At 61.1% G+C, this 13515-nt stretch carries 14 protein-coding genes; 5 read left to right on the forward strand and 9 right to left on the reverse strand.

Annotated features, from left to right (window positions below; genetic code table 11):
* Positions 1–55: 55 nt before the first annotated feature.
* Entirely contained in the window at positions 56–724 is a 669-nt protein-coding gene (locus tag KUV51_RS10535) for a uroporphyrinogen-III synthase (RefSeq protein WP_222521588.1), read from the reverse strand.
* Positions 725–810: 86 nt separating this feature from the next.
* Here KUV51_RS10535 and tsaD point away from each other — a divergent pair, with 86 nt between their 5' ends.
* The 5 genes from tsaD (at position 811) to KUV51_RS10560 (ending at position 4006) form a co-directional block, all read left to right on the forward strand.
* On the forward strand, positions 811–1905 hold the full coding sequence (gene tsaD / locus KUV51_RS10540) for a tRNA (adenosine(37)-N6)-threonylcarbamoyltransferase complex transferase subunit TsaD (RefSeq protein ID WP_222521589.1): 1095 nt from the start codon (positions 811–813) through the stop codon (positions 1903–1905).
* Positions 1902–2849, forward strand: coding sequence for an NAD(P)H-dependent glycerol-3-phosphate dehydrogenase (locus tag KUV51_RS10545; RefSeq protein ID WP_222521590.1), 948 nt, complete (start codon positions 1902–1904; stop codon positions 2847–2849). Before tsaD ends, KUV51_RS10545 begins: the two co-directional genes overlap by 4 nt.
* Before the next feature lies 1 nt (position 2850).
* The gene (locus tag KUV51_RS10550) at positions 2851–3126 is read left to right on the forward strand and encodes a YciI family protein (protein ID WP_222521591.1); all 276 of its coding nucleotides are present in this window, start codon (positions 2851–2853) and stop codon (positions 3124–3126) included.
* The gene (locus tag KUV51_RS10555; RefSeq protein ID WP_222521592.1) at positions 3123–3542 is read left to right on the forward strand and encodes an EVE domain-containing protein; all 420 of its coding nucleotides are present in this window, start codon (positions 3123–3125) and stop codon (positions 3540–3542) included. Before KUV51_RS10550 ends, KUV51_RS10555 begins: the two co-directional genes overlap by 4 nt.
* A gap of 65 nt (positions 3543–3607) precedes the next feature.
* The gene (locus KUV51_RS10560; RefSeq protein ID WP_222521593.1) at positions 3608–4006 is read left to right on the forward strand and encodes a DUF1761 domain-containing protein; all 399 of its coding nucleotides are present in this window, start codon (positions 3608–3610) and stop codon (positions 4004–4006) included.
* Positions 4007–4236: 230 nt separating this feature from the next.
* On the opposite strand, the gene KUV51_RS10565 is transcribed toward KUV51_RS10560, so the two are convergent.
* The 8 genes from KUV51_RS10565 to dnaA form a co-directional block, all read right to left on the reverse strand.
* Positions 4237–4578, reverse strand: a complete 342-nt coding sequence (locus KUV51_RS10565) for a DUF2853 family protein (RefSeq protein WP_222521594.1) — start codon at positions 4576–4578, stop codon at positions 4237–4239.
* Positions 4579–4745: 167 nt separating this feature from the next.
* Positions 4746–5411, reverse strand: a complete 666-nt coding sequence (locus tag KUV51_RS10570) for a PRC-barrel domain-containing protein (RefSeq protein ID WP_222521595.1) — start codon at positions 5409–5411, stop codon at positions 4746–4748.
* A 74-nt stretch (positions 5412–5485) separates the two neighbouring features.
* Positions 5486–6175, reverse strand: coding sequence for a nitroreductase family protein (locus KUV51_RS10575; RefSeq protein WP_222521596.1), 690 nt, complete (start codon positions 6173–6175; stop codon positions 5486–5488).
* Positions 6175–8592, reverse strand: a complete 2418-nt coding sequence (gene gyrB, locus KUV51_RS10580; RefSeq protein ID WP_222521597.1) for a DNA topoisomerase (ATP-hydrolyzing) subunit B — start codon at positions 8590–8592, stop codon at positions 6175–6177. The genes KUV51_RS10575 and gyrB overlap by 1 nt, the downstream gene beginning before the upstream one ends.
* An 80-nt stretch (positions 8593–8672) precedes the next feature.
* On the reverse strand, positions 8673–9293 hold the full coding sequence (locus tag KUV51_RS10585) for a LysE family translocator (protein ID WP_222521598.1): 621 nt from the start codon (positions 9291–9293) through the stop codon (positions 8673–8675).
* Positions 9290–10393: a DNA replication/repair protein RecF gene (gene recF, locus KUV51_RS10590; RefSeq protein WP_222521599.1), complete on the reverse strand. Its 1104-nt coding sequence runs from the start codon at positions 10391–10393 to the stop codon at positions 9290–9292. The genes KUV51_RS10585 and recF overlap by 4 nt, the downstream gene beginning before the upstream one ends.
* Before the next feature lie 47 nt (positions 10394–10440).
* Positions 10441–11559, reverse strand: coding sequence for a DNA polymerase III subunit beta (dnaN, locus tag KUV51_RS10595; protein ID WP_222521600.1), 1119 nt, complete (start codon positions 11557–11559; stop codon positions 10441–10443).
* A 170-nt stretch (positions 11560–11729) separates the two neighbouring features.
* Complete coding sequence (gene dnaA / locus KUV51_RS10600; protein WP_222521601.1) at positions 11730–13094, reverse strand: chromosomal replication initiator protein DnaA; 1365 nt, start codon at positions 13092–13094, stop codon at positions 11730–11732.
* Between the last annotated feature and the right edge of the window lie 421 nt (positions 13095–13515).

Genomic DNA, 13515 nt, shown 5'->3' on the forward strand with positions numbered 1-13515 from the left:
ATTCTTCCGTGCGGTTTGACACCGCTTCAAACTCTACAGCGCGCCCACGCGCCCCTCAACCCGAACTGATGGCCTGCCGGATGGCGGCGTACATCGCAGCGGCATCCGGGCGTTCGGCCACGCTATGAACTTTCAGCGGATGCGCCGCCTCTGCGACCGCCGCGCTGAGTGCGATCACATTCAGGCATTTGGCTCGTGGGTCCTGTTTGGCAAATTCCACTGCTGTGCGGGGAGAGAAAAGGGGGACAATCGTCGCGTCACTTTCGATCATGGCAGTCCGTGCCGCATTGTTGAGCGGTTGGGGCACCTGGTCGTAAACGATTGCCTCGGTCACCGTATGCCCAGCAGTCACCAAACGCCCCGCAATGTCGCCGCGCGTGTGACGACCGCGAATGTGAACGAGCGATTTGTTGGGAGGATTTCCTATAACGTACGATACAAGCGCATCCGCGTCCTGCCCGGCCATCTGCGCGGACCAACCTTTGGCCTTTGCTTGCGCGGTCGTCCGTGCCCCCACGCAATACGCCATGCGGCCCGCGCCTTCAGGGCCATATTGCACGCCGTTTGACGAAGAGAAAATGGCCGCCATATCCGGCAGTAGGCCAAGCGCATCGCCGGTGGGCTCGATACGCAAGAGCGGGCTGAACACGGGCGTAACCCTAGCCATGAGATCGTCGGGCATCTCTTCCACGAACCGTTCTGCCGCGGCCAGCGGGCGGGTCATCAACAAGGTGACAGGGGAGAGAGGTGCATTGTTCGCCACGGCTTATGCTGTTACCTCGCACGCGCCTTTGGTGCAACGGATAGGCCATGACGCGAGCCGTGACAGTTCTGGGGATCGAGAGCAGCTGCGACGATACTGCAGCGGCTGTGGTGTGTGGCGCGCCCGGAGATATGACGGTGCTGTCGTCCGTGGTGTTTGGGCAATCCGAGTTGCATGCCGATTTCGGTGGCGTGGTGCCCGAGATTGCGGCCCGTGCCCATGCGGAGCGTTTGGATGTCAGCATTGCCGGCGCACTGGAGCAGGCGAATGTGTCGTTGAAAGACATTGATGCCATTGCGGCGACGTGCGGTCCGGGCCTGATCGGTGGCGTGGTCGCGGGTGTGATGACGGCCAAGGGGCTGGCCGTCGCGACGGGCAAGCCGCTTTATGGAATCAACCACCTCGCGGGGCATGCACTGACGCCGCGGCTGTCGGACGGCATATCCTTTCCCTACCTGATGCTTCTTGTATCGGGCGGGCACTGCCAGTTCCTGCTGGCAAAGGGCCCCGATGACTTCAAGCGCCTCGGCGGCACCATCGACGATGCTCCGGGCGAGGCGTTCGACAAGGTCGCGCGGCTGATTGGGCTGGGTCAGCCCGGTGGTCCGGCGGTCGAGGCCGCGGCACGCGACGGCAATCCGGCCCGCTTCGATTTTCCCCGGCCACTCGCCAACAAGCCGGGATGTGACCTGAGCTTTTCCGGTTTGAAAACGGCGGTGCTGCGTGCGCGGGACGGGATCGTCGACGCGCAATCGGGTTTGATGGTGCAGGATCAGGCGGACCTGGCCGCGTCGTTTCAGGCGGCGGTGGCGGACAGTCTGGCGGGCAAGACGCGGCGGGCGCTGGCGGCCTATCTCGACCTTGCGCCTGCGCAACCGACCCTGTGCGTGGCTGGCGGCGTGGCGGCAAATATGACCATTCGCGCCTTGTTAGAGACTATTTGTGCTGAAGCCGACGTCGCGTTCAATGCTCCGCCGCTGGCGCTGTGCACGGACAATGCGGCGATGATCGCAGCGGCCGCTATTGAACAGATGCCCTACCGGGAACCGGACGGCATGGACCTGTCGGCGCGTCCACGTATGCCGCTTGATACCAAAAGCGCAGCGATGTTGGGCTCAGGCAAGAAAGGCGCCAAGGCGTGAGCGTCGGTGTGATCGGTGCAGGCGCGTTCGGCACGGCGCTGGCGGTCGCGTTGGCGTCTAAAGGTCCGGTGACATTGTGGGCCCGCAACCCGGAACATGCCGCGACCATGCGCAATACGCGGCAGAATGCGCAGCGACTGCCGGGCGTCGAACTGCCCGCTGACATCACGGTTTCGGCGCAGTTAGAGACTGTTTTGAAGTGCAACACGCTCCTTTTCGCGGTGCCGACACAAAGGTTGCGCAGGTTCCTGATCGATCTGGATCTGTCGCGCCACACCGCTGTTGCCTGCTGCAAAGGGATCGAAGTTACGACGGGGGTTGGACCAACCTCAATATTGTCCGGCGCGCGCCATGCGGCGGCGCTGACCGGGCCCAGCTTTGCCGATGACATTGCGCGCGGCTTGCCCACCGCCCTGACCCTGGCCTGCGCTGACAGTCAGGTGGCCGAAGCGCTGCAAGCGGAGCTGTCTACGCCAAAACTCCGGCTTTATCGTACCTCGGATGTCATCGGCGCCGAACTGGGTGGCGCGTTGAAAAACGTTATTGCCATCGGATGCGGTGCCGTCATGGGCGCCGGTCTTGGCGACAGCGCGCGCGCGGCCCTGCTCACCCGTGGCTTTGCCGAGATGCAGCGCGTTGCCGTAGCGCTGGGCGCGCAGCCCGAGACGTTGATGGGCCTCAGCGGGTTGGGCGATCTGACGCTGACCTGCACTTCGGACAAGTCACGCAACTACCGTCTTGGCCTTGCCCTTGGCGCGGGAACCGAATTTGATGCGGCCATTACGGTCGAAGGTGCCGGAACAGCGCGGGCATTGCGCGGTGTCGCGGCCAAACACGATCTTGATCTGCCGATCTGCGCCACGGTCGCGGATCTGGTGGATGACAATGTGGATGTACCCGGTGCCATGGCCCGTTTAATGGCCCGCCCGCTGAAGGAGGAATGACATGCTTTTTGCCCTGATGGCCTTTGACAAGGAGGGCGCGCTGGATGTCCGGATGGAGAACCGTCCGGCGCATCTGGACTACCTCGACAGCACCGGCGTCGTGAAACAGGCGGGGCCCTTTCTGGATGCCGATGGCAATCCCTGCGGGTCGCTGATTGTGCTGGACGTTGAGGATATGGCCGCCGCACAAAGCTGGGCGGACAATGACCCCTATGCCAAGGCGGGCCTGTTCCGTGATGTTCAGATCAAGGCATGGAAACAGGTGATCGGCGCATGAGGTACTGGCTTTTCAAATCCGAACCGTCGACCTGGAGCTGGGACCAGCAGGTCGCCAAAGGCGATGCGGGCGAAGAATGGGATGGTGTGCGCAACTACCAGGCCCGCAACTTCATGCGCGAGATGAAGGTGGGGGATCGCGGGTTCTTCTACCACTCGCAGACGGAAAAGGCCGTGGTTGGCATTGTCGAAGTGATCGCGGAGGCGCATCCGGACAGCACGATCGACGACGCGCGCTGGGAGTGCGTGGACATCAAGGCGATTGGTCCCGTTCAAACGCCGGTCACGCTTGAAATGGTCAAGGCGGACCCGCGGCTGGAAGAGATGGCCCTAATCCGAAATTCGCGCCTGTCGGTGCAGCCGGTCACGGATGCCGAATGGCAGGCCGTGTGCGAGATGGCGGGCGTCGATCCGTAAACGCTTTGGATTTTTCCCATCGTCTGGCAACCTGTTGGCACAAATAGCCAATGACGGAGGGACATATGGGATTTTTAGCTGTTTTGGCGGCAGGCGTCGCCGGGTTCATGTTCGGGGCAATCTGGTACACGGTGCTGGCCAAACCATGGATGGCGGTATCGGGCGTGCCGTTGAACGAGGCGGGCGATGCGCCTGCCAACCAGTCAAACCCGGTGCCGTACATCACAAGCATAGTCGGTGCTATTCTGGTCGCGGGTATGATGCGCCATGTCTTTGTGCTGAGCGGCATTGACACATTCGGCGAAGGACTGGTGTCGGGGTTCGGGATCGGACTGTTCCTGGTTACGCCGTGGATTGCGACGTTCTATGCGTTTGGCGCCCGGCCCTTCCGTCTCGCCATGATTGATGGCGGGTACGCCACGTTCGGCTGCACTGTCATCGGTGCGGTGCTGACGCTGTTCTAGGAAAAAGGGTTCTGACCCATATTGGTCAGAACCCTCCTTTCACCCCGGTGCACACTCCCACGAGCCACCGCAAGTCAACTGAATATCGGGTCTGACCTTCTGGTCCGATCACCCATCTTGCTACCAAAACGGGTGACGCATCTCAATTTTATTGTAGATCTCATTCTAGCAAAAAATGAAACACCCGCTTAAAGCGGGTGTCTTGTTCGTTAATGCTGCACCTGCAGAAATCAGGCGTAGACGCTTTCTTTGCCGAAATGCTTGGTGAGCATGTAGTAGACAACGGCGCGGTACTTGTTGCGCTCGGATTTGCCGTAAGTTTCGATGACCGACGCAATCGCTTCGTCCAGCTTCGGACCGTCAGCCAGGCCCAGCTTCTTGATCAGGAAGTTGTTCTTGACGGTTTCCAGCTCACCCGGCTGGCTCGACGCCACTGTCGATGCGTCGGCGTCGTAGATCGACGGGCCACAGCCAATTGTCACCTTCGTCAGCAGGTCCATGTCCGGCGTCATGCCACATTTGTTTTTCAGATCATCCGCGTATTGCGCGATCAGATCGTCCCTCTTGCCCATATCTTGTCTCCCACCAGTTGGACGTTGGTCGCCCTCCGCGACCTTGGAGCGAAGCGTAGTGCAGCAAAGGTGCCAAAACAAAGGAAAAATTGACGTGCTTTTCCATTCGGCGGAAAACCAAGAAAGGGGACCCAAGGCCCCCTTTCCCGTACGAACTGCGATGCGCCTTAGAATTGCGCGTCGATCGGTGTTTCGTCCGGCAGGCTTTCCACACCGGTCTCGTCAAACTCGGGCAAGGCCTCAAGCTCGGCTTCGGTGTATTGAGACAGCTTCAGCTGTTCATCCTCCGTGATTTCGAACTCGTTCACGTCGATGGCGACGGTGTACTCACCCAGGCCTAGGAAGCCGCCGATGCCGATGACAGCCGCCTGGCCGTCGAGCGAATTCACGACATAGTCGATCTCGCCGATGACTTCGTCATTTGCGGACACGACATTCATGCCCAGCAGGTCGGCAACGGTCATCTCGGTTGTTGGTTGGACGGCGTCATTCTCGGCCAGGTCGGTGTCTTCCATGCCTGTGTCGGTCACGGGATCTGTCGGCGCCTCGGCATCAGCGGTCAGCGGCATAATGGTGTCATCGGTGCTTTCGATCTGCTCTGCCTGCGCCATGTCCATCTGCTCGGCGGACGCGGCCAGCTCATCAGCCATCTCGGCGAGTTGCTCGGCTTGTTCGGACAGCTCGTTCGCGTGCTTTGCAAGCTCTTCGGCCTTGACGGCATAGTCTGCTGCATGGCTCTCCTTGGCGGTAACTGCGGCAGTGTCCGCATAGGCCGAACCGGCAGCCAGAATTGCGGCCATAGCGGCCGACATCTTCAATGATTTCAGTGTCATAACGTCCTCCAATGGTTGCTTCGGAGGAGTAACGAACCCAAGCCAAAGGGGTTCCCGCCAGAGGCGAAAAAACATCAGCGTACCGACAGGATTTCGTCCAGCGGCTTCTTGATCTTGGCCACGGCAGGCACTGTCGCATGGTCAGCTGCGTGGCCAACGGCGATGATCATCGTGGCCTTTTCGCTTTCTGGTCGGCCCAAGAGGTCGCCCAGAAATTTCATCGGGTTCGGCGTATGCGTCAAGGTCACCAGACCTGCCGTGTGCAGCGCTGTCAGCAGCATTCCAGTCGCAATGCCTACGCTTTCGGGCACGTAGTAGTTCTTGTACCGCGTGCCATCGTCAAACAGGCCGTAGCGCTGGGCAAAGACCACGATCAGCCATGGCGCATCCTCAAGATGCGGCTTGTCGGCATTGGTGCCGATGGGCTCCAGCGCCTTGATCCACTCGTCGCTGGCACCGCCATCATAGAACTTGCGCTCTTCTTCTTCTGCCGCCTCGCGGATCTGGCGTTTGATGGCCGGATCGCTGATGGCCACGAAGTGCCACGGCTGGTGATTGGCGCCGGACGGGGCCGTACCGGCGGCTGCCACGCAAGCCTCGATCACTTCTTGCGCCACAGGTCGGGTGGAATAGTCGCGGACCGTGTGGCGCTGGGCCATGAAATCGCGGAACTCTTCCACCCGTTTGAGCATCTCGGCATCGTCCAACTCCTGCCGATCCGGCAGGGGCAGTTGGCGGTATTCCAGCTTTTCTTTCGAGAACATCAGAAGTCCAGGTTTTCGACACTCAGCGCATTCTGTTGGATGAACTCGCGGCGCGGCTCCACCACGTCGCCCATCAGCTTGGTGAACAGGTCGTCGGCCTCGGCCATGTCATCCACCTGAACCTGCAACAGCGTCCGTGCATCGGGGTCCAGCGTGGTTTCCCATAGCTGATCCGGGTTCATCTCGCCCAGCCCCTTGTACCGTTGCAGGGACAGACCACGTTCGCCTTCTTCCAGAATCGCATCCAGCAGGTCCATCGGCCCCATGATCGCCTGCACCCGGTCCTTGCGGATCAGAGTGGCGGGTGTGCCGTAGACATCCTGCAGCGACTGCGTGAAGGACCCGGTCTTGCGCGCCTCACCTGACCGCAGCATCGGCCCGTCGAGCGTACGTACCTCTTCCACACCACGCAGGATGCGCGCCAGACGCACACCCTTGTCCTGCGTGATACGGCCCTGCCAGCCGCGCTCCCATTCCAGCGCGATCAAGTTCAGCCGTTCCGCGACCTTGTCGGCCACGCCCTGCAGGTTGCTGTCGACCGCGCCGGGCACAAAGGCACCGGCAATCGCCGCCTGTTCCAGAATGTGGCGCGGGTAATGCGTGGGGAAGGCTTGCAAGACGCGCTTCAATTGGCGTGCTTCCTCGACCACGCGGACCAGGTCCTGGCCGACGATCTCTTCGCCATTGCCCTGCCGCAGCATCGCGCCATCGGTGCCCTGCTCGACCAAATAGTCGTCCAGCGCCGTCTGGTCCTTCAGATACACCTCGGACTTGCCGCGCGACACTTTGTAGAGCGGCGGCTGCGCGATGTAGAGATACCCGCCCTCGATCAGCTCCGGCATCTGCCGGTAGAAGAAGGTCAGCAAGAGCGTGCGGATGTGCGCGCCATCCACGTCCGCGTCTGTCATGATGACGATCTTGTGGTAGCGCAGTTTCGAGATGTCGAACTCGTCGCGGCCAATGCCCGTGCCCAGCGCCATAACGAGGTTGCCGATCTCCTGAGAGCTTAGCATCCGGTCAAACCGCGCGCGCTCCACGTTTAAGATTTTCCCCCGCAACGGCAGCACTGCCTGCGTGCGCCGGTCGCGACCCGTTTGGGCAGAGCCCCCGGCGGAGTCACCCTCAACCAGAAAGACTTCGGTCTTCGACGGGTCCTTTTCCGAACAATCCTTCAGCTTGCCGGCAAGGTAGTTCACATCCATCGCCGTCTTGCGCCGCGTGAGTTCGCGGGCCTTCCGCGCTGCTTCACGGGCGAGGGCCGCTTCGATGATCTTGCCCACGATGATCTTGGCCTCGTTCGGGTTCTCCTCGAACCACTCGGCCAGTTTTTCGTTCATCAACCCTTCGACAGCGGGCCGCACTTCGGACGACACCAGCTTGTCCTTGGTCTGGGACGAGAATTTCGGATCGGGCACCTTGACCGACAGCACGCAAGTCAGCCCCTCGCGCGCGTCATCGCCGGTGAAGTTCACCTTCTCTTTCTTCGCGATGCCGCTGGACTGCGCGTAGTTGTTGATCGTCCGCGTTAGCGCCCCGCGAAAGCCCGCCATATGCGTGCCGCCATCGCGTTGCGGGATGTTGTTGGTGAAGGGCAGCACGTTTTCGTGGTAACTGTCGTTCCACCACATCGCGACCTCGACCCCGATATCGTCCTTCTCGCCGCTGACAAAGATCGGCTCTGACATCACAGACGACTTCGAACGGTCGAGATATTTCACGAACTCCCGCACGCCGCCTTCGTAGTAAAGCTCGGACCGCAGATGCTCGACAGGCCGCTCGTCCACCAGAATGATCCGCACACCCGAGTTCAGGAAGGCCAGCTCGCGCAGGCGCTTTTCCAGCGTGTCGAAAGAGTATTCGAGGTTCGAAAAGGTGTCGGTCGAGGCCAGAAACCGCACTTCTGTCCCTGTATGCCCATCGGCATCACCCACCACTTCCAGATGCTTGACCGTATCGCCCCGTTCAAACCGTGCAACATGCTCTTTGCCGTCGCGCCAGATGCACAGTTCCAACCAGTCCGACAATGCGTTCACCACTGACACTCCCACACCGTGCAGACCGCCCGACACCTTGTAGGAGTTGCTGTCGAACTTCCCGCCCGCGTGCAGTTGGGTCATGATGACCTCTGCCGCCGACACGCCCTCTTCCTCGTGGATGCCCACCGGAATCCCACGACCGTTGTCGCTGACGGACACGCTGGAATCCGCGTGAATCGTGACAGTCACCGCGTCCGCGTGACCGGCCAAAGCCTCGTCAATTCCGTTGTCGACAACCTCATACACCATGTGGTGCAGACCGCTGCCATCGTCAGTGTCACCGATATACATCCCCGGACGCTTACGTACAGCTTCCAAGCCCTTGAGAACCTTGATGGAATCTGCGCCGTAGTCTTCGGGGGTTTGCTCGTTATCTGTCATTTATGGGCCCCTTGAGTGGTTCCCCAAAATATACCGTTTTCCACAGGGTTTGTCACGCAAGTGACACAAGATTTTGTGTGTCAGGTCAGGGGGATGATCAGCCCCACGCAGATCAGCAAAGCGCCCGCAATCAGGTTCATTCGGCGCAGGCTGCGCCGAGAGGTCATGAGCCGCCGCGCGCGGTCGATGGACAGCGCCATAAAGAGGTTTCCGACCAGCGGCACCACCATCGAAAGCGCCACGATCACCGCAATATCCCAGCCGGTCAGCCGAGTCAGGTCAAAGAACCCCGGCAGCATTCCCATGTAGAACAGGATCGCCTTGGGGTTGCCCAGGATCACAGCCAGCCCCGCCAGAAATCCCGCCCACATGCCGGGCCGCGTCAGGCGACTGTCCGTCCCGATGGTCTTGTCCGCCCCCCGGATCACCAGCGCACCCATCAGCGGGAAGATCCCCGCCGCCACCCATTTCAGAGCCTCAAGAAAACCGCCATAGACCGACAGGATCCATGTGATGCCAAAGATGGCGAGCAGCGACCACAACACGTCGCCCACAACGACACCCAAAGCGAGCGGCCAAGCGGCGTGAAAGCCGCCCGACAGGCTGCGCGCGATGAGGCCGACCCAGACCGGGCCGGGGGTCAGAAACAGCACCGCCAGCGCACCTGCGTAAAGTGCAATGTCCCAGGGATCGAGGGTCACGCCTGCACCACGTCGCTGGTGCCGTCCGTGTCGGTTACATGCACATATTGCGCCCGGTCGCCCAGACTGTCGAACAACGCGGTCTCTGTCCCCGTCATCCACGCCTGCGCGCCCAGCGCACAAATCTCATCGTAGAGCGCCGCGCGCCGGTCTACGTCCAGATGTGCCGCCACCTCATCCAGCAGCAAAAGCGGCGGTGCCCCGAAATCCCGCGCTAAAGCCCGCGCATTGGCGAGGATCAAAGAGACGAGCAACGCCTTCTGCTCGCCGGTCGAACAGTCCTTGGCGGGCACGCCCTTGGCCGCATAAACCCCATATAAATCCGCACGATGCGGCCCGATCAACGTCCGCCCCGCCGCCAGATCACGGGCGCGGCCATCCGCCAAAGCGGCCCGCAAATCTTCCGCCGTCTCGGGCATTCCCAATTCGCCGGGCTGCAAGGTCAGATCAGCAGCGGGAAACGCCGTCTGCGCCCCCTCCTGCGCCTCTGCCAGTTCGGCCAAGGCCCGCAAACGGTTGGTATGAATGGCAGCGCCCGTCTCGGCCATGCGTTGTTCCAGCGCCGCGTACCAATGCGCATCCCGCACCATGTCCTTCAGCAGCCGGTTCCGTTCGCGCATCGCCTTGTCATAGTCCAGCGACACTTGCGCGTGGTCCGGCAAAAAGCTCAGCGTCATGCGATCCAGAAACCGCCGCCGCCCCTCGGCCCCTTCGATCCACAGCCGGTCCATGGACGGGATCAACCACAACACGCGGGCAATCCGGCCCAAAGCGGTTTGCGCAGCCGCCTTGCCGTCGATCTTGACCTGCCGGGCCGCACCCCCTTCGGACCAGGTTTCGACCTCATGGACCTGCTGCAGCGACTGCAACACACCTGACAGCTTCCACCCCAACGCCTCGGGTCGCCGCGTCATGTCTTCGGCCGACGACCGGCGCAGTCCCCGCCCCGGCGAAAACAGCGACACCGCTTCCAGGATATTCGTCTTGCCCGCACCATTCGGGCCGTAAATCGCGACAGGCCGTGGATCCAGCGCCAGCCGCGCCACCTTGTGCGACCGGAAATGGGACAGCGTCAAAGAAGAAAGGGACAGTGCCATCACCGCCCCCTTCCCTGTTTCAAAAAAATCCCCGCCGGAGGCACGAAATCTTAAACGCGCATCGGCATGACGACATAGACCGCCGACTGGTCCGTGCCTTCGCGCATCAGGGTCGGATCGCCCGAGGAGTTGAACATGAACACCGCGTTTTCACGATCCACCTGAGATGCAATCTCCAGCAGATACTTCGCGTTGAACCCGATCTCCAACCGCTCATCGCCATAGGCGACGGCCAATTCTTCCTCGGCTGCACCGCTGTCGGGTGCGTTGACGGACAGCACCAACCGGTCCTCGTCCAGTTGCAGCTTTACGGCGCGCGAGCGTTCGGACGACACGGTTGCCACACGGTCCACGGCCTTGGCAAAGTCGCTCGCATCCACTTCCAGCTTGCGTGTGTTGCCCACCGGAATGACGCGGGTGTAGTCGGGGAATGTGCCGTCGATCACCTTCGATGTCAGTGTGATGTCGGGCGTGGCAAAGCGTACCTTTGTCTCGGACACGGACACGGCGATCTTCATATCGTCATCGTCCAACAGCTTGCGCAGCTCACCCACGGTCTTGCGGGGCACGATCACGCCGGGCATGTCGCTGGCACCTTCGGGCAGATCACTGTCGATCCGGGCCAGACGGTGGCCGTCGGTGGCCACGCAGCGCAGCGCCTTGCCGTCATCGCCATCGGCGATGTGCATGTAGACGCCGTTCAGGTAGTACCGCGTCTCTTCCGTCGAGATGGCGAACTTCGATTTGTCGAACAGCCGGCGCAGCTTCGGCGCCTCGACCGAGAAGTTGGACGCATATTCCGACGATGCCATGACCGGGAAGTCTTCCTTGGGCAGCGTTGCGAGCGAGAAGTTCGAGCGCCCCGCTTCAACCGTCAAGCGGCCCGCCGCGGTATCGGCGGTCAGCGTAACCAGCGCGCCATCGGGCAGCTTGCGGACAATCTCGTGCAGCGTGGTGGCGGCTACGGTTGTTGACCCGGCGCGCTCCACCTGGGCCGGGGCCTTGTCCACCACCTCGATATCCAGGTCGGTGGCACGGAAAGTCACGTCGGACCCCTCGGCTTCGATCAGCACATTGGCAAGGATCGGAATGGTGTTGCGACGCTCGACCACGGACTGGGCCTGGCTCACCGCTTTCAGCAGCACACCGCGTTCGACACTGATCTTCATGGTCCGTCTCCCCACCTCTCTACCGGGACGGGCAGACTAGCCCAACCGCAGCGCTTCACAAGCATTTTATTGCTTGTCGGGCGGGCGGGCACCGACGTCAAGACGGGCGGCGGCTGAAAACGAAAAAGGGCGCCCAATGGACGCCCCTCTGTGTCGCGTTTGCGGCAGGTTCAGGCTTCGAGAGAGCGGCGCAGCAGCTCAAGATCCTCGGCAATCTGGCCATCGGATTGCTTCAGCTCTTCGATCCGCTTCACACCGTGCATGACAGTGGTGTGGTCGCGGCCCCCAAAACGGCGCCCGATCTCGGGCAGGCTGCGGGATGTCATATGCTTGGCCAGATACATTGCCACCTGGCGCGGCCGGGCATAGGCGCGCAGTCGCTTGGGGCCAATCATGTCGGACAGGCGAATGTTGTAGTGTTCCGACACTTTGCGCTGAATCTCCTCGACCGTGATCTTGCGTTCGGACGCGCGCAGCACGTCGGCAAGACAATCCTGGGTCAGATCCATATCGATCTTGCGGCCTACGAGTGAGGCGAAGGCAAAGAGCCGGGTCAGCGCCCCTTCAAGCACACGGACGTTGGTCGAAATGCGATGTGCGAGGAATTCCAGCACTCCATCTTCGACTTTCAGATCGGGATAGGTCTGCATCTGCTGCTCGACCTTGGACTGCAGAATGCCCAGACGCAGCTCATAATCGGTCGGGTGCAGGTCCACGACCAGACCGCATTGCAGGCGGGACTTCACACGCTCTTCCAGATCCTTGATCTCTCCGGGCGCGCGGTCCGCGCTGATGATGATCTGCTTGTTCTGGTCAACCAGGGCGTTGAAGGTGTGAAAGAATTCTTCCTGCGTGCTGTCCTTGCCTGCAATGAACTGAACGTCGTCCACCATCAACACGTCGACGGACCGGAACATCTCCTTGAAGTCCATCATCTTGCGGTCGCGCAGCGCCTGAACAAAGCGGTACATGAACTGTTCGGCGGACAGGTAGAGGACATTCAGGTCGGGGCGGCGGGTCTGCAACTCCCACGCAATGGCGTGCATCAGGTGCGTTTTACCAAGACCGACGCCACCGTACAGAAACAGCGGGTTGAAGGTGACCGGTCCACCCTCGGCCACGCGCTTGGCTGCGGCATGGGCCAGTTCGTTCGGCTTGCCGACCACGAAACTGTCAAAGGTAAAGCGCTTGTCGAGCGGCGCGGCTGTCAGGGCGGATTGCGCCGACTTGCCAGCGCTGGCCGCCACGGGAGCAGGCGCATGTGCATCAACAGCGCTCGGGCGGGCGCCTGAATTTGCAGCCACGGCAAAGCTCAGGCGCCGGATGCTGTCATCCTCGGTCTTCAACTCGTGCAGGATGAGGTCGGAAAAGTTCTGGCTGACATAGTTGCCCATGAAGTTCGTGGGCACGTCGAAAGTCGCTATCCCGTCTTGCAGTCCCCGAAACTGCAGGGGCTCGATCCATGTTGTGTAATTGTTCTGGCCTACCGTCTTGAGCAGCCGTTGTCTCAGCTGTCCCCATTTTTCTTGTGTCATGCGCGTCCAACCATCCCTTCTGCCATTTTCTTCCACCAGCGATCTACGGCTCGCCGGCCCAGCCCGTCCCAAGTCTCAGGGCGACCAAAACCATACCACTGCCTACGGCGTGGCTTTGATCCGTTCGGATATCTACAGATGTGGCGCGCGCCGTTCCCGATATCATCGGGTTTTCCGCACGTGCCGTCCGCACACCAGATTGTCATGACAGGTCAGGCAGGCGCTGATGCGCATGCTCCAATTCGGATCAGACTAGTCTTCAGTCATCCCCTATCCAATCGCCGCGTACGCACTGTATACTGCGGCGCTTGGCCTGTCCCCCCAAGGCGATTCCAAATCGCAAAACAGGGGTAGCAAGTTCGTGAGCGCGCCGTCCAGACAAAGTAAAACTTGACTCAGGAATCCGCCGAAAAGAATCTAT

This window comes from Tateyamaria omphalii, assembly GCF_019802125.1.
GTDB lineage: Bacteria > Pseudomonadota > Alphaproteobacteria > Rhodobacterales > Rhodobacteraceae > Tateyamaria > Tateyamaria omphalii_B.